We start from the raw sequence: 17,816 nt of genomic DNA, 5'->3' as shown, positions 1-17,816 counted from the left end.
TGCATGTCACGTTTGGTGGTCGGCCCATTCAATCGGGTTGAAGGCGATCTGGAAGTACAACTGGACGTGGAAGATGGTCATGTGCGTTCGGCACGGGTCAACGCCACCATGTACCGTGGCTTCGAGCAAATCCTGCTGCAACACGCACCGCTCGATGCGCTGACCTACGCGCCACGCATCTGCGGAATCTGCTCGGTGTCGCAATCGATCGCCGCCGCCCGCGCCCTGGCCGGGCTGGCCGGCGTACAGCCGCCGGACAACGGCCTGCTGGCAATCAACCTGATGGCCGCCACCGAAAACCTCGCCGATCACTTGAGCCATTTCTACCTGTTTTTCATGCCGGATTTCGTGCGCCCGGTGTACGCCGAGCGCCCTTGGTATCCAGACGCGGTGGCGCGCTTTACCCCGCTTCAGGGCAGCCAGCAGCGCCTGGCCATTTCTGCGCGCAAACGCTGGCTGGATTTGATCGGCACACTGGGCGGCAAGTGGCCGCACACCGGCTCGATCCAACCGGGTGGCTCGACCCGCGCCATCGATGCCGCCGAGCGCCTGCGCCTGCTGACCCGCGTTCGCGAGTTCCGGCAGTTTCTGGAAAGCGAGCTGTTCGCCGCGCCGCTGGAGCGTATCAATGGTTTGAGCAGCGAAAGCGAGCTCTGGGCATGGCACGCCGAAGCGCTGGGACAGGGCGATTTCCGCCAATTTCTGCAAATCGCCCTGGACACCGGGCTTGAGCATCTGGGGCCGGGGCCGGGGCTGTATCTTTCCTACGGGGCGTATCCGCGAGCCGACGGCTCGATGGTGTTCCCGCGCGGCCTGTGGAATGGCGTCACCCAGTGTGCGCAAGCGCTGGACCTGGACGATATCCGCGAAGACAGCGCGCATGCCTGGCTCGACGACGCTGGCGGCCCGCGCCACCCGGCCGACGGGCAAACCCAGCCGTTGATGGAAAAAACCGACGCGTATACCTGGAACAAAGCCCCGCGCCTGGCCGGCGCGGTGCTGGAAACCGGCGCCATTGCGCGTCAGTTGATTGCCGGCCAAGCGCTGCTGCGCGATGCCGTGGCACGCTGTTCGGCAACGGTTTATACCCGCCTGCTCGCGCGTTTGTTGGAGCTGGCGCAGGTGGTGCCGCTGATGGAAAGCTGGTTGATCGCCCTGCGCCCCGGCGAGCCGTATTACCGCGCCGCAGCATTACCCGACAAAGGCCGCGCGGTCGGCCTGACCGAAGCGGCACGTGGCGCACTGGGGCATTGGCTGGAGGTGGAGCACGGGAAAATCGCCCGCTACCAGATCATCGCCCCGACCACCTGGAACTTCTCGCCACGCGATGCCCAGGGCCAGCCCGGGGCATTGGAACAAGCCTTGCAGGGTGCTCCCGTGTTACCCGGCGAAAAAAGCCCGGTAGCGGTGCAACATATCGTTCGTTCTTTTGACCCGTGCATGGTTTGCACGGTGCATTGAAAAGGAAATCCCATGGAACGCCTGACCATTTCCCTGGACCGTGGCCTCGCTGAGGAACTGGACGCGCTGATTCGCGACCAGGGTTACCACAACCGTTCCGAGGCCATGCGCGACATTTTGCGGCGGCATATCGAACAGGCGCGCCTGGAGCAAGGCCAGGCGCCGCATTGCGTGGCCAACCTGAGCTTCGTTTACGATCACCATTCGCGCACCCTCACCGAACGGGTGATGGACCTGCAGCACGCGCATCATCACCTGACCATTGCCAGCCAGCATGTGCATCTGGATCACGACAACTGCCTGGAAAGCCTGATGCTCAAGGGCTCATCCGATGAAGTGCGCGATTTCGCCCATCGCGTGTGCGCCGAACGCGGCGTGCGTCATGGCTCGCTGAACCTGATCCCGGTGGAGCAGGGCGCGAGCCACGAGCAAGTCCACAGTCACCTGCATCTGCACCCTAAAAGCTGACGACCATGGCCCGTAAACCGCCACCCGGCAGCCTCGACGAAGACGCCTGGATCGAAGTCATCGCGAGGATGGACGAGGTCTATTCCAAGCTGGTGCAAGACGAAATCGCCCTGGAAGAGAAGAACGTCGAACTGGAGCAGTCGCAGCAGTTCATCGCCGGGTTACTGTCGTCGATGTCCGACGTGTTGCTGGCCTGCGACCCGCAAGGGCGCATCGAGGAGAGCAACAGCGCGCTGCGCACGCTGGTCGGCCGTGATGAACAGTCATTGTCCGGCAGCCCGGCCTATGTCTTGTTGGCCGACCCCCACAGTGAAACCCAGTTGCGCCAGACCCTCGCCAGCCTGCGCCATCCCAACGCCAGCGCCTCGCTGGAGGTCAACTTCAAGGATGTCAACGGCGCGCCGGTGCCCGTGGACGTCAGTTGCACCGTGCGCAGCGCGGGCAATGGACGCTTTATCGGGCACGTGCTGGTGGGGCGACCGCTGGGCGAACTCCAGCACGCGTATCGCCAACTGCACGAGGCCCACGAGGCGCTCAAGCGCACTCAACAGCAACTGTTGCACGCGGAAAAAATGGCCTCGCTGGGGCGCCTGGTGGCTGGTGTCGCCCACGAACTGAACAACCCCATCAGCTTCGTGCTGGCCAACGCGCATGTGCTCGACAGCTATGGCAAACGCCTGCAGCAGTACCTGCAAGCGGTCCACGGCGGCGAGTCGCACGCCGGTCTTCAAGCCTTGCGCCAACAGCTACGCATCGATCCGCTGCTGAGCGATTTGCCGTCGTTGATCGAGGGCAGCATGGAAGGCGCGCAACGCACCGCCGACATCGTCAGCGCCCTGAAGCGCTTCTCGGCGGTGGATCGTGAAGCGCTGGGCGAGGTCGACCTCAATGACGTCATCGAGCGCGCCATCCACTGGGTCTGCCGTGGCGTCGCGCCCGATCTGCAGGTGCATTGGCAGGCCGTTGACACGCCGCCGGTGCGCGGCAATGCCGGGCAACTGCTGCAAGTGCTGATGAACCTGATGCAGAACGCCTACGATGCCGCGCAAGCGGCCAACCAGGCCTTGCCGACAGTCTGGATCGAGGTGACCCAGGAGCCGGGCTGGGTCACCCTGCGTTTACGCGACAACGGTGCGGGCATCGCAGAGAAACACCTGAGCCAGGTATTCGACCCGTTCTTCAGCACCAAGTCCGTGGGCAAAGGCACGGGCCTGGGCCTGTCGATCAGCTACGGCATCATCGAACGCTGTGGCGGTCGGATGGTGGCCGCCAATCACCCCGAGGGCGGTGCGCAGTTCACCGTGACGCTGCCCGAAGCCGGGCCCGCCTGAGCCGATAATCCGGCAGCGGCGCTGGAAGCTCATTGTCCAGTTATCGGCTCGGCTGGACAGTCACTGTCCAGCCGCCATGTTCTGCGAGCGCCCGACCACGACTGAATGGTGCTCGGCACGCAAACTGGCACAGGGTTTGTATGAGGTTTTTTCGTTTCTTCATACTTGAACCCATCTTTCTGGAGTTCGCATGCCCTTGCATCCTGTTTCACCGACTCGTGCGCCTTTGACGTTCAAACATCGCGTCCTGGCCATTTTCGCCGGCCTGGTCGCTGCCAACCTGCTGGCCTGGGCCTGGGCTTTCACGGCCTTCCATGACTATCCGCTGTTGCTCGGCACCGCCTTTCTGGCCTACAGCTTCGGCCTGCGCCATGCCGTGGATGCCGATCACATCGCCGCCATCGACAACGCCACCCGCAAGCTGATCCAGGAAGGCCGGCAAACCGCGAGTGTCGGCCTGTTTTTCTCGCTCGGGCACAGCACCGTGGTGATCCTGGCTTCGCTCGGCATCGCACTGACGGCCACGGCGTTCAAAAGCGAAATCGAAGCCTTTCACGGCCTCGGCGGGCTGATTGGCACCTCGGTGTCTGCCGCCTTCCTGTTGCTGGTGGCGTTGATCAACCTGCTCATCCTGCGCTCGGTGTACCAGGCGTTTGGCCGCGTGCGGCGCGGCGAACGGATCGGCGAGCAAGAAATGAACGCGATACTCACCGGCGGTGGCCCCATCGCCCGACTGTTGCGCCCGCTGTTCCGCCTGATCAGCCGTCCCTGGCACCTGTATCCGCTGGGCCTGCTGTTCGGCCTGGGTTTTGATACCGCCACGGAAATCGGCCTGCTGGGGATCGCTGCGGTGCAAGCCTCGCAGAGCCTGCCGATCTGGTCGATTCTGGTGTTCCCGGCGCTCTTCACGGCCGGCATGGCGCTGGTCGACACCGCCGACAGCGTGATGATGACCGGTGCTTACCACTGGGCACTGGTCAACCCGGCACGCAAGCTCTATTACAACCTGACCATCACGTCCATGTCGGTGTTGGTGGCATTGCTGGTGGGCGGAGTGGAAGTGCTCGGGCTGATCGCGGCGCGCTGGGATCTGCACGGCGGTGTGTGGGATTTCATCACTGCGCTGACCGACAACTTCGGCATGATCGGCTACCTGATCGTCGGGATATTCATCCTGACCTGGGCCGTTTCCGTGTTGTTCTACCGCTTCAAGGGCTACGACCGCCTGGACGCGACGCCCGCCTGAGCCTTCTCTTCCTTTCAGCGACTGGCGAGGTTCTCTCGCCAGCCACTTGCCAAGCCGGACATATGGTTTCCAGGCTGCATAAATAGTGGAAACAAACATTCCAGTTGAGGTTTGTTACAAGGTGTCTCAATGCGCTCGGTAAAAAAGTAAAAGTCCTTTAAAAACAGATAGATAAATTAATTAGTAAGCAATTTATCTACGCCGCGGCGAAATGGCACAGGTCTTGTACTTACCAGATAACTGAACGTCATGGGTTACCCGCATGTTTCCAGCAGCCGTCGCAATCATGCCCAGGCTGCAGCCTCAACACCCCATAGAACTGATGGCCTTTGTAGCCGACGGCATGGCGCCTGACTCACCTGGTCGGGCACAGATTTCCAACACACCGAGTGCAGCCCCCGTTGAAGCACCTTCTCGGGGAGGAGAAATAAAGTAATGGAAACGTTTTACGAGGTGATGCGCAGACAAGGCATCTCGCGCCGCAGCTTTCTCAAATTTTGTTCCTTGACCGCAACGTCGCTGGGGCTGGGCCCGGCATTCATGCCCAAAATCGCCTGGGCCATGGAGAACAAGCCACGCACGCCAGTCCTCTGGCTGCACGGCCTGGAATGCACCTGTTGCTCGGAGTCATTCATCCGCTCCGCGCATCCGCTGGCCAAGGACGTGGTGCTGTCGATGATCTCCCTGGATTACGACGACACCTTGATGGCCGCCGCCGGGCATCAGGCCGAGGCGATCCTTGACGAGGTCATGACCAAGTACAAGGGCAACTACATCCTGGCCGTCGAGGGCAACCCGCCACTGAACCAGGACGGTATGAGTTGCATCATCGGCGGCAAGCCCTTCGTCGAGCAGTTGAAGCGCGTTTCACGCGATGCCAAGGCGATCATTTCCTGGGGCTCCTGCGCCAGTTGGGGGTGCGTACAGGCCGCCAAGCCGAACCCGACCCAGGCGGTGCCGATTCACAAGGTCATCACCGACAAACCGATCATCAAAGTTCCGGGCTGCCCGCCGATCGCCGAAGTCATGACCGGGGTGATCACCTACATGCTGACCTTCGACCGCATTCCTGAGCTGGACCGTCAGGGCCGGCCGAAAATGTTCTACAGCCAGCGCATTCACGACAAGTGCTACCGCCGTCCGAACTTCGACGCCGGTCAGTTCGTCGAGTCCTGGGACGACGACGCGGCGCGCAAGGGCTACTGCCTTTACAAAGTCGGCTGCAAAGGCCCGACTACCTACAACGCCTGCTCGACCGTGCGTTGGAATGGCGGCACCAGCTTCCCGATTCAGTCCGGCCACGGCTGCATCGGTTGTTCGGAGGAGGGGTTCTGGGACAAGGGCTCGTTCTATCAGCACTTGAGCGGCATCAACCAGTTTGGCGTTGAAGCGAACGCGGACGAAATCGGCCTGGTTGCCGGCGTCACCGTCGGCGCAGCGATCACTGCCCACGCTGCCGTCACCGCCCTCAAACGCGCCAGCAACGGCAAAGCGCCCACTACCTCGCCCGACGCCCCAGCGACAAGACAGGAATAAGCACCAATGAGCACCTATTCGACTCAGGGTTTCGACCTCAACAACACAGGCCGACGTATCGTTGTCGACCCTGTGACCCGTATCGAAGGCCACATGCGCGTCGAGGTCAACCTCGATGCCAACAACGTTATCCGCAACGCCGTTTCCACCGGCACCATGTGGCGCGGCCTCGAAGTCATCCTCAAGGGCCGCGACCCACGTGACGCCTGGGCATTCGTGGAGCGCATCTGCGGCGTCTGCACCGGTTGCCACGCGCTGGCCTCGGTGCGCTCGGTAGAGGACGCGCTGGGCATTCGCATCCCGCCGAACGCGCACTTGATTCGCGAGATGATGGCCAAGACCCTGCAAGTCCATGACCACGCCGTGCATTTCTACCACCTGCATGCACTGGACTGGGTGGACGTGGTGTCTGCGCTCAAGGCTGACCCCAAGCGCACCTCGGAATTGCAGCAGACCGTTTCGCCGGCTCACCCGTTGTCTTCGCCGGGTTATTTCCGCGACGTGCAAAACCGTCTGAAGAAGTTCGTCGAAAGCGGTCAGCTCGGGCCGTTCATGAATGGTTACTGGGGCAACCCGGCTTACCAACTGCCGCCTGAAGCCAACCTGATGGCCGTGACCCATTACCTTGAAGCCCTCGACCTGCAGAAAGAGTGGGTGAAGATCCATACCATCTTCGGTGGCAAGAACCCGCACCCCAACTACCTGGTCGGCGGCGTGCCCTGCGCGATCAATATCGATGGCGACCTGGCCGCCGGTGCGCCGTTGAATATGGAACGCCTGAACTTCGTGCGGGCGCGCATCGACGAAGCGCTGACCTTCTGCCGCAACGTGTATGTGCCGGACGTGCTGGCCATTGGCACTATCTACAAGCAAAAAGGCTGGCTGCACGGCGGTGGTCTGTCGGCGACCAACGTGATGGATTACGGCACCTACGCCAAGGTCAATTACGACGACAGCACCAACCAATTGCCGGGCGGGGCGATCCTCAACGGCAACTGGGACGAAATCCTGCCTGTCGACGCGCGTGATCCCGAGCAAGTGCAAGAGTTCGTGACCCACTCCTGGTACAACTACCCGGACAACGACAAGGGCCTGCACCCGTGGGACGGCATCACCGAGCCGAACTACGAGCTGGGCGCCAAGACCAAGGGCACCCGCACCAACATCGAAGAAGTCGACGAAAGCGCCAAATATTCGTGGGTCAAATCGCCGCGCTGGCGCGGTCATGCCATGGAAGTCGGACCGTTGGCGCGTTATATCCTGGGCTATGCCCATGCCCTCAAAGGCAACCCGCATTGCCAGCGGGTCAAGGAACAACTGGAAGGTTCGCTGCGAGCCGTCAACCTCGACTTGCCAAAAGCCCTGGGCCTGGCAGAAACCAACCTCAGCGCCAAGCAACTGTTGCCCAGCACGATCGGCCGAACGCTGACCCGCGCCCTGGAAGCCGAGTACTGCGCAGAAATGATGGTCGACGACTGGAACGAGTTGATGACCAACATCCGCAACGGCGACCGTGCCACCGCCAACGTCGAAAAATGGGACCCGTCCACCTGGCCTGCCGAGGCCAAAGGGGTCGGCATCGTTGCCGCGCCACGCGGCGCACTCGGCCACTGGATCCGGATCAAGAACGGCAAGATCGAAAACTACCAGTGCGTCGTGCCCAGCACCTGGAACGGCAGCCCGCGTGACGCCAAGGGTCAGATCGGTGCTTTCGAGGCCGCGCTGATGAACACGCCGGTGGCCGTCCCCGATCAGCCCGTGGAAATCCTGCGCACGCTGCATTCCTTCGACCCTTGCATGGCCTGCGCCACCCACGTGATGAGCGAGGACGGCGCGGAGCTGAGCACAGTCAAGGTCAGTTGATCGATTGTTCAACGCTGCATTCGGCAGGCGCCACGGCGCCTGCCCATCCAAAGGTGACGCTATGACCCAACCTACTCAAAGCCCCCTCGACGCGTCGGAATATGTGTACGAGGCGCCCGTGCGCCTGTGGCACTGGATCAATGCCGCCTGCATTGTGGTGCTGGCCATCACCGGCTACTTGATCGGTTCGCCGCTGGCGACCCAACCGGGCGAAGCCAGCGACCATTTCGTGATGGGCTACATCCGCTTTGCGCATTTCAGCGCGGCGTACATTTTCACCATCGCCATGATCGGGCGCGCCTATTGGGCGCTGGTGGGCAATCATCACGCCCGCGAACTGTTCTCGGTGCCGCTGACCAGCAAGGTCTACTGGACCGACATGCTCGCTTGGGTGCGCTACTACCTGTTCATCGGGCCGACGCCAAAACCGATGTTCGGCCACAACCCGCTGTCGCGTTTCGCGATGTTTTTCATCTTCTTGCTGTCCTCGCTGTTCATGATCCTGACCGGCTTCGCGCTGTATGGCGAAGGCGCGCAAATGGGCTCCTGGCAGGAACGCACCTTCGGTTGGGTACTGCCGCTGCTGGGGCAATCCAACAATGTGCATGTTCTGCATCACTTGGGCATGTGGGTGATTGTGCTATTCGTCATGTTCCACATCTATGCCGCCGTGCGCGAAGAAATCAACGGGCGCCTGAGCTTGGTCGGGGCAATGATTTCCGGCTACAAGACCTTTAAAAAATGACCAGATTGGTAGAAACCGCCATGAGTCCTCTCCAACCGACACTGCCGCAGATCACTGTGCTAGGCATCGGCAATCTCCTGTGGGCCGACGAAGGCTTCGGCGTTCGTTGCGTCGAAGCCTTGCAACAGCGTTATGAGTTCGCCGACAACGTGGCGCTGATCGATGGCGGCACGCAAGGCCTGTACTTGATCCAGCATGTTCAGCAAGCCGATTACCTGCTGATTTTCGACGCCGTGGATTACAACCTCGCGCCTGGCGAACTGAAGTTCATCGCCGACGACGATGTCCCCAAATTCCTCGGCATCAAAAAGCTCAGCCTGCACCAGACCGGCTTTCAGGAGGTGCTGATGCTCGCGCAACTGACCGGCCATTACCCGACACGCGTGCTGCTGATCGGTTGCCAGCCGGAAAACATGATGGACTACGGCGGCAGCCTGCGCCCCAGCGTCAGGGCCGCCATGGAAGGTGCGCTGGATGAGGCGCTGCGCGTGCTCGAAAGTTGGGGCGCGGCACCGCACAAGCGCGCCTCGCCACTCGAGGGTGAAGAGGCGGTGACCCTGCCGCACCTCGAGCTGCAACGCTACGAAAACGAACGCCCGTCCGAACAGCAAGCCTGCCGGATCGGCGACGAACGCATCCTCGCCAGGCGCGCCTGATATGTGCATCGGATTGCCCATGCAAGTGATCGCGGCCGAGTTGGGCTTCGCCCGCTGCCGCGACCGCCACGGCGAAGAACGCCGTATCGACCTGTCACTGGTCGGCCCGTGTGCGGTCGGCGACTGGCTGTTGATCTTTCTCGACGCCGCCCGTGAACGCCTCGACGCCCAACGCGCCAGCGAAATCGACTCCACCCTGCGCCTGCTCGAAGCGGCCCTGTTCGGCACGGCCCCGCAGCCCGACAGCGTGCCGGGTTTCAGCCTGCCCTCGGCCATGAACGCCGAGCAACTGGCGGCCTTGTTGGGCCACGCGTCGCCACCCCTTGCGCCTGCCGCGCTCACCCCACCTCAACCGTCAGTCAAGGACCCCACATGAGCGACTCCGCTGTTTTCATGGCGCCCATTCCCGTGACACCCGCCATCCCGGCCTTGATCAGCCGGCTGGTGGAGCAATTCGACGCGACCTGGATCGACGCCGACAACCTCGATACCTGGCTTGCCGAAGGGGGCGAATGCCTGTTGCTGCTGTGCGGTGACCCGGTACGCCATCCCGAATGCCTGGACGTGGCCGTGGTGTTGCCGGAACTGCGCGTGGAAATCGCGCGCCGCCACCAATTGAGCCTGCGCCTGGGCGTGGTCGGTCGCGCCGATGAAGAAGCCATCGCCGCGCGCTTTGCCGTGCGCCGCTGGCCGTCGCTGGTGTGGCTGCGCGATGCGGGTTACGTCAGCACCTTCAGCGGCATGCTCGACTGGGACGAATACCTGCGCCTGGCGGAAGCTGCCGTGAGCCAAAGCAACGCGCGCATTCCATTGCTTGCCGGTGCCCCGGTCAGCGCCCCCGGAGGTTGCCAATGAACCACGATGCCAATCACCGCGATGCACAAAGCCACGCCGTGGAGTTCGATCCGCTGAACTACATCCCCGTGGTGGATATCGGCCCCGGCTCGCAACCCGACGATGAGGACGTGCTCGAATACATCAGCATGCCGCAGGGCATGTATACCCATAGCATTCCGGTGCTGCCCGAACCTGAAGAGCTTGCGGCGCTGCCCGGTGCGCGGCACGCGTTGCAAGCGTTGCTGCAATGCCTGCGCGACTGCAATAACGGCCTGACCACGCAAAGCGTCGACCTCAGTGGCCTGGAAACAGGCGACCGCAAGCTGCTCGACCAATTGCTGGGCGAAGGCGAGGTCAGCGCGATCATTGCCGCGCAGCCGTCGTTGCGTATCCAGGAATCGATCTTCGCCGGCGTATGGCGCATCTACGGCCAGGGCTACGATCACGTCGAAGTGGGCGCCGCGCCTTCGCAACTGCGCGGCAATGCCCGCGCGGCGGCCCGACCGGCGGATTTCGACTTGTCGTCAACGTTGCCGCTCGGCGTCATGAACGCCCCGGCGATCCTGACCGAGGTACAAGACCGCAGCCAACACTGGCAACCCGGCGATCAGGTGCATGTCATCAACCTTACCTTGCTGCCGTTGTCCGAACAAGACATCGCCTTCCTCGACGCCTACTTGCCCGCCGGCCCGGTGCGCGCCTTGGCCCGTGGCTATGGCAATTGCCTGATCAGCGCGACCCGGATACAGAACTGCTGGCGCATCACGTACTTCAACTCACAGGATGCGCAAATCCTCGACACCATCGAAATCACCGACCTGCCGGAAGTGATCTGCGCCGCCCCCGAAGACCTGGCCGACTCACTGGAGCGCTTCGAAGACGTTATCCAGTGGTTCGAAGGGCAGTGAGGTCACGATGAACGAAAAAACCGGCTTCGAAGGCAGCTACGGCGGCGACAACGCGCGGATCAGCGACGCCACCCGCCTGGAATGCAAAATCTGCTGGTGGGTGTATGACCCGCGGGACGGCGACCCGGTCTGGCAGATTGAGCCGGGTACGCCGTTCTCCGCATTGCCGGAGCATTGGCGTTGCCCGAATTGCGATGGCGATGCCGAGCAGTTCATGGTGATCGATGAACCTGTCTGAGCGCCAAGACGGCCCGGCGCAACAGGCACAGACCCTGTGCGCGCACTTCCAGGGCATTGCCGATACACGCATGCGCGGGTTGCCGTTTCTCAATCAACAACTGGTGGTCGAGGCGGTGGGCTTCAGCGCGCAAATCGCCGGGGAAAACGCGGCAACCGGGGTGCTGGGTGTTCTGATCAGCCCTTGGTTCATGAACCTGATCTGGCTGCCGGAGAACCGCGGCACACTCCTGGCTCAGGGGGCGTCAGGCGAACATCAATTTGGCGGGCAGTGCCTGACCTTCATTGGCGCAGACGGCGAAGGCATCGGTGGTTACGAGAGCTGTTCGCTGTTTTCACCGATGTTTGAATTTGCCGATCAGGACGCGGCCCGGCAAACCGCCGAGCAGGTGCTGGCGCTGTTGCGGGATGCGCCCGAACGCGCACCGGAACGCCCGGCCATCAGCCGCCGTGGCTTGCTGTTCGGACGCGTGTCCGGGGGCGCGCAATGACCGCCATGGCAAGCTTGGCGCGGCTCGGCGGCTCATTGCGGGTGCGTCCCGGCCAGCAGCCCGCGATTGTCGGCGGGCGTCCGGCGCTGGCCGCCACCTTGTTGCGCGGCCAGCCGCCACAGACCGCCGCGCACCACTTGCCGTTGCTCTATAGCCTGTGCGGGCAAGCGCACCGCTTGACCGCAGCGTTGGCCGTCGCCACCGCACTGCATGGCGAAACCCCCATCGACCCCAACACCCAGCGCATGCTGGAGGCCGAAACCCGCCGCGAGCATGTGCGGCGTATGCTGCTCGAATGGCCGCGGTTGCTGGGTAACCCGTCGGTGCGCCCCGATCTCAGCCTACTGCATGCCTGGGAACACGCCCCGCAACAGGCGATGGCCGCCTGGCTGGGCGAATCGGTGGCGCAATGGCTTGAACGGTGGGACGCCGAGCCGTTCAGCGCGCTCGATGAGTGGAGCCAGCGCAGCGATCATTGGCTGGCGCACGCCCTGGCCGATTGCCGCGAGGATGCCCACGCCCTGCAACTGCCGGTGCATGCCCTGTCACTGGCCGGCAACACCCAAGCGCTGCAGGTGGTGGCCGCCCAACTGCGAGAGGCCAGCGATTTTGCGTTGCATCCGGTGGCCTTCGGGCTACCCTGTGAGACGGGCAGTTGGACCCGCGCGCGTGAGGCCGACCCCCAACGCTACGCCAGCGTCTGGCTGCGTCTGGGCGCGCGCCTCGCCGAACTGGCGCGGCTCTCGCTGCCACAGCCCGCTGGCTTGGCACTCGGCGCATTGGCGCTGGGGCCCGACGAGGCGTTGGCCTGGAGCGAAACGTCGCGCGGCCTGTTGTTGCACCGGGTCTGTCTGGAGCGAATGAATGCCGGTGTGTTGATCCGCGACTATCAGGTCATCGCGCCGACCGAATGGAACCTTCATCCCCACGGCGCGCTGGCCCAGGGTTTGGCGACGATGTCAGCCGGCGATCCGGCCACGCGACGTCGCGCTGAGCTGTTGATCGCGGCTTTCGACCCGTGCATCGGCTTCACCCTCGAGCTAGAAGCAGCATCGAACGAGGACATTATTCATGCATGAAGTGAGTCTGGCGGGCGGCATTCTCAGCGCCGTCGAGGCGGCGGCCAGGCGCGATCCGTTCGTGCGGGTCAGCCGCCTGCGCCTGGAGGCTGGCACGCTGGCCGGCGTTGAAATCGAGGCGCTGCGTTTCGCCCTTGAAGCACTGGCGCCCGGCACCTTGCTGGCCGGTGCGCAAATCGACATTGAACAACCCCCGGGCCAGGCCTGGTGCCTGGATTGCGCCATCAGCGTGCCGCTGATCGAGCGCGGCGCCGGCTGCCCGCAATGCGGCGGCTTTTGGCTGCAACCCACCGGCGGGACTGAATTGCGCATCCTCGACCTGCAGGTCGAGGATCATTAATCGTTTGATTTTGGAGGTACACCATGTGCGTCGTCTGCGGTTGCGGAACCGGACATTCACACGACAAGACCGAAGCTCCGGCCACCGATAGCGATGTGCAGGTCGACGCTACCGGCGACCTGCATTACGGCGCGGGTCAGGCGCGGGTTTCAGTGCCCGGCATGAGCCAGGCCCGCACCATCCGCTTGGAGCAAGACATCCTCGGCGAAAACGACCGGCACGCCGCGCGTAACCGGGAAAACTTCACCGCCCACGGCGTACTGGCCCTCAATCTGGTGTCCAGCCCCGGTTCCGGCAAGACCACCCTGTTGTGCAGCACCCTCATGGCCCTGCGCCAGCGCCGCGCCGACTTGCCGCTGGCGGTGATCGAGGGCGATCAGCAAACCCGTCACGACGCCGAGCGCATCCGCGAAACCGGCGTACCCGCGATCCAGATCAACACCGGCAAAGGCTGCCACCTCGATGCCCGGATGATCACCGAAGCCTATAGCCGCCTGCCGCTGCACGACGCGCTGCACGCCGCCGGTCACACGCATCAGTCGTTTGTGCATAGCCACGTTGATCAGCAGCCGCACGCCCACGTACAGACTCAACAGCATCAACACAGTCATCACGCCCATGACGGCGGTGAGCCGGCCGGCATGCTGTTCATCGAGAACGTCGGCAATCTGGTCTGCCCCGCGCTCTGGGATCTGGGCGAGGCGGGCAAAGTGGCGATCCTGTCGGTGACCGAGGGCGAAGACAAACCCCTCAAGTACCCGGACATGTTCGCCGCAGCGCGCCTGATGATCCTCAACAAGATCGACCTGTTGCCGCACCTGGATTTCGACGTGCAGCGCTGCCTGGACTATGCGCGACAGGTCAACCCGCAGATCCAGATCATCCAGCTCAGCGCCCGCGACGGCACCGGGCTGGATGCCTGGCTCGACTGGTTGCTGGCCGGCGCCCCCGAGGTTGACCGACGCGCCGCGCGCATCGCCGAACTGGAAGCTGAACTGGCCCGCCTCAAAGCTCAGGTGGAGGCCCCGCATGCGTAGCGAAAAACTGCCTGGCGCGCAGGTCTGGCCGCCGGTGCTGGCCTGTGGCGCGTGGCTGAAGAACACCGCCTGCCTGTTGCAGGGCGATCAGGTGCTGTGGTCGCCACTCCACGGTGACTTGGGCGACCCGCAAAGCTGCCTGGACCTGGCGGCGTCGTTGGACGCTCTGTTGGCGTGCGCTGAAGTCACGCCGCAAGCCATCGCCCATGACTTGCACCCGGATTTCTATAGCTCGCAACTGGCGGTGACGCTGGCGGAAAAACTCAACGTGCCCGCCGTAGCCGTGCAGCATCACCACGCGCACATTGCCGCGCTGATGGCCGAACATGGCCTCGACGGCCCGGTACTCGGCCTGGCGCTGGACGGCGTGGGCCTTGGCAGCGATGGCGCAGCCTGGGGCGGCGAGTTGCTCTGGGTGGCCAGCGATGCCTGGCGCCGACTTGGCTATCTATTGCCGCTGCCGCTGCCCGGTGGCGATGTGGCCGCCCGCGAACCCTGGCGCCTGGCCGCCGCGACGCTGCACCTGCTGGGGCGCGACGATGAAATCCTCAGGCGGCTCGGGCCGCTGGTCGGCGAACAAAGCGCGAACACTGTCGCGCAGATGCTCGCGCGCAATCTCAACTGCCCGCCGAGCAGTGGCGCCGGCCGTTGGTTCGATGCCGCTGCGGGGATTCTCGGCATCAGCGTGCGTCAACAATTCGAGGCCGAGGCGGCCATTGCCCTGGAGCGTCTGGCCGCTGAATACCTGGCAACCCACGCCGAGCCTGCCATCGACGGCCTGTGGCACCTCCGCGCTGACGGCGTGCTCGATCTGCTCCCGCTGCTGACCCGCCTGTTCGAACTCGCCGACAGCGCACGCAGCGCAGAAGGCGCGGCGCTGTTTCACCTGACGCTGGCCGCCGCTCTCGCTGACTGGGTCGAGCACCAATCCACCACGCTGCCGGTGCTGCTCGGGGGCGGTTGCTTCGCCAATCGCCTGCTCAGTGCCCGGCTCACGCAACGATTGAGCGCCAGGGGCTTACCGGTTTTCAGCGCGCAGGCTGTGTCGTGCGGCGATGCCGGGCTGGCCCTGGGTCAAGCCTGGGTTGCCGCGCACTGGCGCGACCCGCAGCGCCAACCCGCTTTGCCATTGAAGGAATCCCAAGCATGTGCCTAGCCATTCCCGCACGCGTGATCGAATTGCGCGCCGGCGATAACGCACTCGTCGACTTGGGCGGTATCCGCAAGGAAATCTCCCTGGCGCTGGTGCCGCAAGCCCAGGTCGACGACTACGTGATCGTCCACGTCGGTTACGCCCTCGGCCTGATCGACCCCGAAGAAGCCCAGCGGACCCTGGCCATGTTCGAAGAGCTGGACCGCCTGCAACCGGAAGCCCTATGAAGTACATCGATGAATACCGCGACGGCGAACTGGCACAACGCATTGCCGAGCGCATCCGCGACGAAGTCCGGCCGGAACGCCAATACCGCTTCATGGAATTCTGTGGCGGCCACACCCATGCGATATCGCGTTACGGCGTGAGCGATTTGCTGCCCGCCAATGTCCGCATGATCCACGGCCCCGGTTGCCCGGTGTGTGTCTTGCCGATTGGGCGTATCGACCTGGCGGTGAAGCTGGCGCTGGAGGACGGAGCGATCCTCTGCAGCTATGGCGACACCCTGCGCGTGCCGGCGTCCGGTGGCCTCTCGCTGCTGCGCGCCAAGGCACAAGGCGCGGATATCCGCATGATCTACTCGCCCAGCGATGCGCTGAAAATCGCCGAGGCCAACCCCGAGCGTGAAGTGGTGTTCCTGGCCATTGGCTTCGAAACCACCACGCCGCCGACCGCCCTGGTGATCCGCGACGCCGCCGCTCGCGGCCTGAAAAACTTCAGCGTGCTGTGCTGCCATGTCCTGACCCCGGCGGCCATCGAGCATATCCTTGCCGCCCCCGGGCAGGATCCGGCGGCGGTGGAACTGGACGGCTTCGTCGGCCCGGCGCATGTGAGCATCATCATTGGCTCCGAACCCTACGCCGAGTTCGCCCGCCAATACCGCAAGCCGGTGGTGATTGCCGGTTTCGAACCGCTGGACGTGATACAGGCGATTTTGATGCTGGTGCGCCAGGTCAACGACGGGCGCGCCGAGGTCGAAAACGAATTCGTCCGCGCCGTCGGCCGCAATGGCAACAGCGCTGCCCAGACCTTGATGGACGAGATCTTCGAACTGCGTGAGAGCTTCGAATGGCGCGGGCTTGGCGAGGTGCCGTTCAGCGCCTTGCGCATTCGCGCGAAATTCGCCGCCTTCGATGCAGAAAAACGCTTCGACCTGCATTACCGCGCCGTGGCCGATAACAAAGCCTGCGAATGCGGGCCGATCCTGCGCGGCCAGAAAAAGCCCACCGACTGCCGCCTGTTCGGCAGCGTATGCACCCCGGAAAACCCCATGGGCTCGTGCATGGTCTCCAACGAAGGCGCCTGCGCCGCTCATTACGCCTACGGGCGCTATAAAGACATCGAGGTTGTTGCAGTATGACCGGCCGTTCCCCCGTAAAACGCGGTTATGTACGCCCCCTCAATTTTCGCGACGGCGTGGTCGATATGGGCCACGGTGCCGGCGGGCGCGCTTCGGCGCAGTTGATCGAAGAGCTATTTGTCGCCGCCTTCGACAACCCGTGGTTGCGCCAGGGCAACGATGGCGCCGCCTTCAGCCCGGAACTCAAACCCGGCGAACGCATGGTCATGGCCACCGACGCACACGTGGTGTCGCCGCTGTTTTTCCCCGGTGGCGACATTGGCAGCTTGTCTGTGCATGGCACCCTCAACGACGTCGCCATGGGCGGCGCGCGGCCGCTTTATCTCTCTGCCAGCTTCATCATCGAGGAGGGCTTTGCCCTCGCTGACCTCAAGCGCATCGTTGAGTCGATGGGCCGCGCCTCCCGCGATGCCGCGGGTGCCGATCATCACCGGCGACACCAAAGTCGTGGAACGCGGCAGTGGCGACGGCGTGTTCATCAGCACCACCGGCATCGGCATTATCCCCAACGGGGTCGACACGGGCGGGCATCGCGCACGCCCCGGCGATGCGATATTGGTGTCCGGCAGCATCGGCGAACACGGTGTGGCGATCATGTCCAAGCGAGAAGGGCTGGCGTTCGAGACCGAAATCCTGTCTGACAGTGCGGCGCTGCATGGCTTGGTGGCGCAGATGCTCGCGGTCGCTCCCGGCCTGCGCGTACTGCGCGACCCGACCCGAGGCGGTTTGGCGACCACGCTGAACGAAATTGCCGGGCAGTCCGGAGTCGGCATGCTGTTGGACGAAGCGGCGATTCCCGTGCAGCCGCAGGTTGAGGCCGCTTGCGAACTGTTGGGCCTGGACCCGCTGTACATCGCCAACGAGGGTAAGCTGATCGCAATCTGCGCCGAAGAAGACGCCCAGCCGCTGCTCGACTGTATGCGCCTCAACCCGTTGGGCGAACATGCGGTGCGTATCGGCACGGTCCTTGAAGACGCCCACGGTTTCGTGCAGATGCAGACCCGATTCGGCGGGCGCAGGGTGGTGGACTGGTTGTCGGGCGAACAGCTGCCGAGAATCTGCTGAGGC

General features: G+C 63.6%; 19 protein-coding genes and 1 pseudogene. All 20 read left to right on the top strand.

Annotated elements, in window-relative coordinates; genetic code table 11:
* Positions 1-3: 3 nt before the first annotated feature.
* The 20 genes and pseudogenes from ACVWZP_RS06960 to hypE all read left to right on the top strand — a co-directional run bounded on the left by ACVWZP_RS06960 (position 4) and on the right by hypE (position 17,813).
* Positions 4-1,461, top strand: coding sequence for a nickel-dependent hydrogenase large subunit (locus tag ACVWZP_RS06960; RefSeq protein WP_177029623.1), 1,458 nt, complete (start codon positions 4-6; stop codon positions 1,459-1,461).
* Positions 1,462-1,473: 12 nt separating this feature from the next.
* Entirely contained in the window at positions 1,474-1,929 is a 456-nt protein-coding gene (gene nikR / locus ACVWZP_RS06955; RefSeq protein ID WP_017845587.1) for a nickel-responsive transcriptional regulator NikR, read from the top strand.
* Between the two features lie 5 nt (positions 1,930-1,934).
* The gene (locus tag ACVWZP_RS06950) at positions 1,935-3,260 is read left to right on the top strand and encodes a PAS domain-containing sensor histidine kinase (RefSeq protein WP_057004038.1); all 1,326 of its coding nucleotides are present in this window, start codon (positions 1,935-1,937) and stop codon (positions 3,258-3,260) included.
* A gap of 190 nt (positions 3,261-3,450) precedes the next feature.
* Complete coding sequence (locus tag ACVWZP_RS06945; RefSeq protein WP_057004039.1) at positions 3,451-4,506, top strand: HoxN/HupN/NixA family nickel/cobalt transporter; 1,056 nt, start codon at positions 3,451-3,453, stop codon at positions 4,504-4,506.
* A 435-nt stretch (positions 4,507-4,941) separates the two neighbouring features.
* The gene (locus ACVWZP_RS06940; RefSeq protein ID WP_017845590.1) at positions 4,942-6,042 is read left to right on the top strand and encodes a hydrogenase small subunit; all 1,101 of its coding nucleotides are present in this window, start codon (positions 4,942-4,944) and stop codon (positions 6,040-6,042) included.
* Between the two features lie 6 nt (positions 6,043-6,048).
* Positions 6,049-7,905: a nickel-dependent hydrogenase large subunit gene (locus tag ACVWZP_RS06935; protein ID WP_017845591.1), complete on the top strand. Its 1,857-nt coding sequence runs from the start codon at positions 6,049-6,051 to the stop codon at positions 7,903-7,905.
* A 61-nt stretch (positions 7,906-7,966) separates the two neighbouring features.
* On the top strand, positions 7,967-8,650 hold the full coding sequence (gene cybH / locus ACVWZP_RS06930) for a Ni/Fe-hydrogenase, b-type cytochrome subunit (protein ID WP_046383281.1): 684 nt from the start codon (positions 7,967-7,969) through the stop codon (positions 8,648-8,650).
* 20 nt (positions 8,651-8,670) lie between these two features.
* On the top strand, positions 8,671-9,306 hold the full coding sequence (locus ACVWZP_RS06925) for a HyaD/HybD family hydrogenase maturation endopeptidase (RefSeq protein WP_457369601.1): 636 nt from the start codon (positions 8,671-8,673) through the stop codon (positions 9,304-9,306).
* A 1-nt stretch (position 9,307) separates the two neighbouring features.
* A complete protein-coding gene (locus ACVWZP_RS06920) occupies positions 9,308-9,682 on the top strand; it encodes a HypC/HybG/HupF family hydrogenase formation chaperone (protein WP_017845594.1) in 375 nt (124 codons plus the stop codon).
* Positions 9,679-10,161, top strand: a complete 483-nt coding sequence (locus ACVWZP_RS06915; RefSeq protein WP_457369600.1) for a hydrogenase — start codon at positions 9,679-9,681, stop codon at positions 10,159-10,161. The genes ACVWZP_RS06920 and ACVWZP_RS06915 overlap by 4 nt, the downstream gene beginning before the upstream one ends.
* Positions 10,158-11,051: a hydrogenase expression/formation protein gene (locus ACVWZP_RS06910; RefSeq protein ID WP_017845596.1), complete on the top strand. Its 894-nt coding sequence runs from the start codon at positions 10,158-10,160 to the stop codon at positions 11,049-11,051. Before ACVWZP_RS06915 ends, ACVWZP_RS06910 begins: the two co-directional genes overlap by 4 nt.
* Positions 11,052-11,058: 7 nt before the next feature.
* Positions 11,059-11,289 carry a rubredoxin gene (locus tag ACVWZP_RS06905; RefSeq protein ID WP_017845597.1) on the top strand — a complete coding sequence of 77 codons (231 nt, stop codon included), beginning with the start codon at positions 11,059-11,061 and terminating at the stop codon, positions 11,287-11,289.
* Entirely contained in the window at positions 11,276-11,779 is a 504-nt protein-coding gene (gene hybE, locus ACVWZP_RS06900; RefSeq protein ID WP_457369599.1) for a [NiFe]-hydrogenase assembly chaperone HybE, read from the top strand. Before ACVWZP_RS06905 ends, hybE begins: the two co-directional genes overlap by 14 nt.
* Positions 11,776-12,858: a HoxV gene (locus tag ACVWZP_RS06895; protein WP_457369598.1), complete on the top strand. Its 1,083-nt coding sequence runs from the start codon at positions 11,776-11,778 to the stop codon at positions 12,856-12,858. Before hybE ends, ACVWZP_RS06895 begins: the two co-directional genes overlap by 4 nt.
* A complete protein-coding gene (locus ACVWZP_RS06890; RefSeq protein WP_017845600.1) occupies positions 12,851-13,198 on the top strand; it encodes a hydrogenase maturation nickel metallochaperone HypA/HybF in 348 nt (115 codons plus the stop codon). The genes ACVWZP_RS06895 and ACVWZP_RS06890 overlap by 8 nt, the downstream gene beginning before the upstream one ends.
* A 23-nt stretch (positions 13,199-13,221) precedes the next feature.
* The gene (hypB, locus tag ACVWZP_RS06885) at positions 13,222-14,235 is read left to right on the top strand and encodes a hydrogenase nickel incorporation protein HypB (protein WP_390896563.1); all 1,014 of its coding nucleotides are present in this window, start codon (positions 13,222-13,224) and stop codon (positions 14,233-14,235) included.
* Entirely contained in the window at positions 14,228-15,391 is a 1,164-nt protein-coding gene (locus tag ACVWZP_RS06880) for a Kae1-like domain-containing protein (RefSeq protein WP_457369597.1), read from the top strand. Before hypB ends, ACVWZP_RS06880 begins: the two co-directional genes overlap by 8 nt.
* Entirely contained in the window at positions 15,382-15,615 is a 234-nt protein-coding gene (locus ACVWZP_RS06875; protein WP_017845603.1) for a HypC/HybG/HupF family hydrogenase formation chaperone, read from the top strand. The genes ACVWZP_RS06880 and ACVWZP_RS06875 overlap by 10 nt, the downstream gene beginning before the upstream one ends.
* Positions 15,612-16,748 carry a hydrogenase formation protein HypD gene (gene hypD / locus ACVWZP_RS06870; protein ID WP_457369596.1) on the top strand — a complete coding sequence of 379 codons (1,137 nt, stop codon included), beginning with the start codon at positions 15,612-15,614 and terminating at the stop codon, positions 16,746-16,748. The genes ACVWZP_RS06875 and hypD overlap by 4 nt, the downstream gene beginning before the upstream one ends.
* Positions 16,745-17,813: pseudogene (gene hypE / locus ACVWZP_RS06865) on the top strand (hydrogenase expression/formation protein HypE). The gene hypD and the pseudogene hypE overlap by 4 nt, the downstream one beginning before the upstream one ends.
* The last annotated feature ends 3 nt before the right edge of the window (positions 17,814-17,816 follow it).

The sequence above is a fragment of the Pseudomonas sp. TE36184 genome (assembly GCF_054060055.1).
This window is presented reverse-complemented; position numbering and strand designations above follow the sequence as displayed.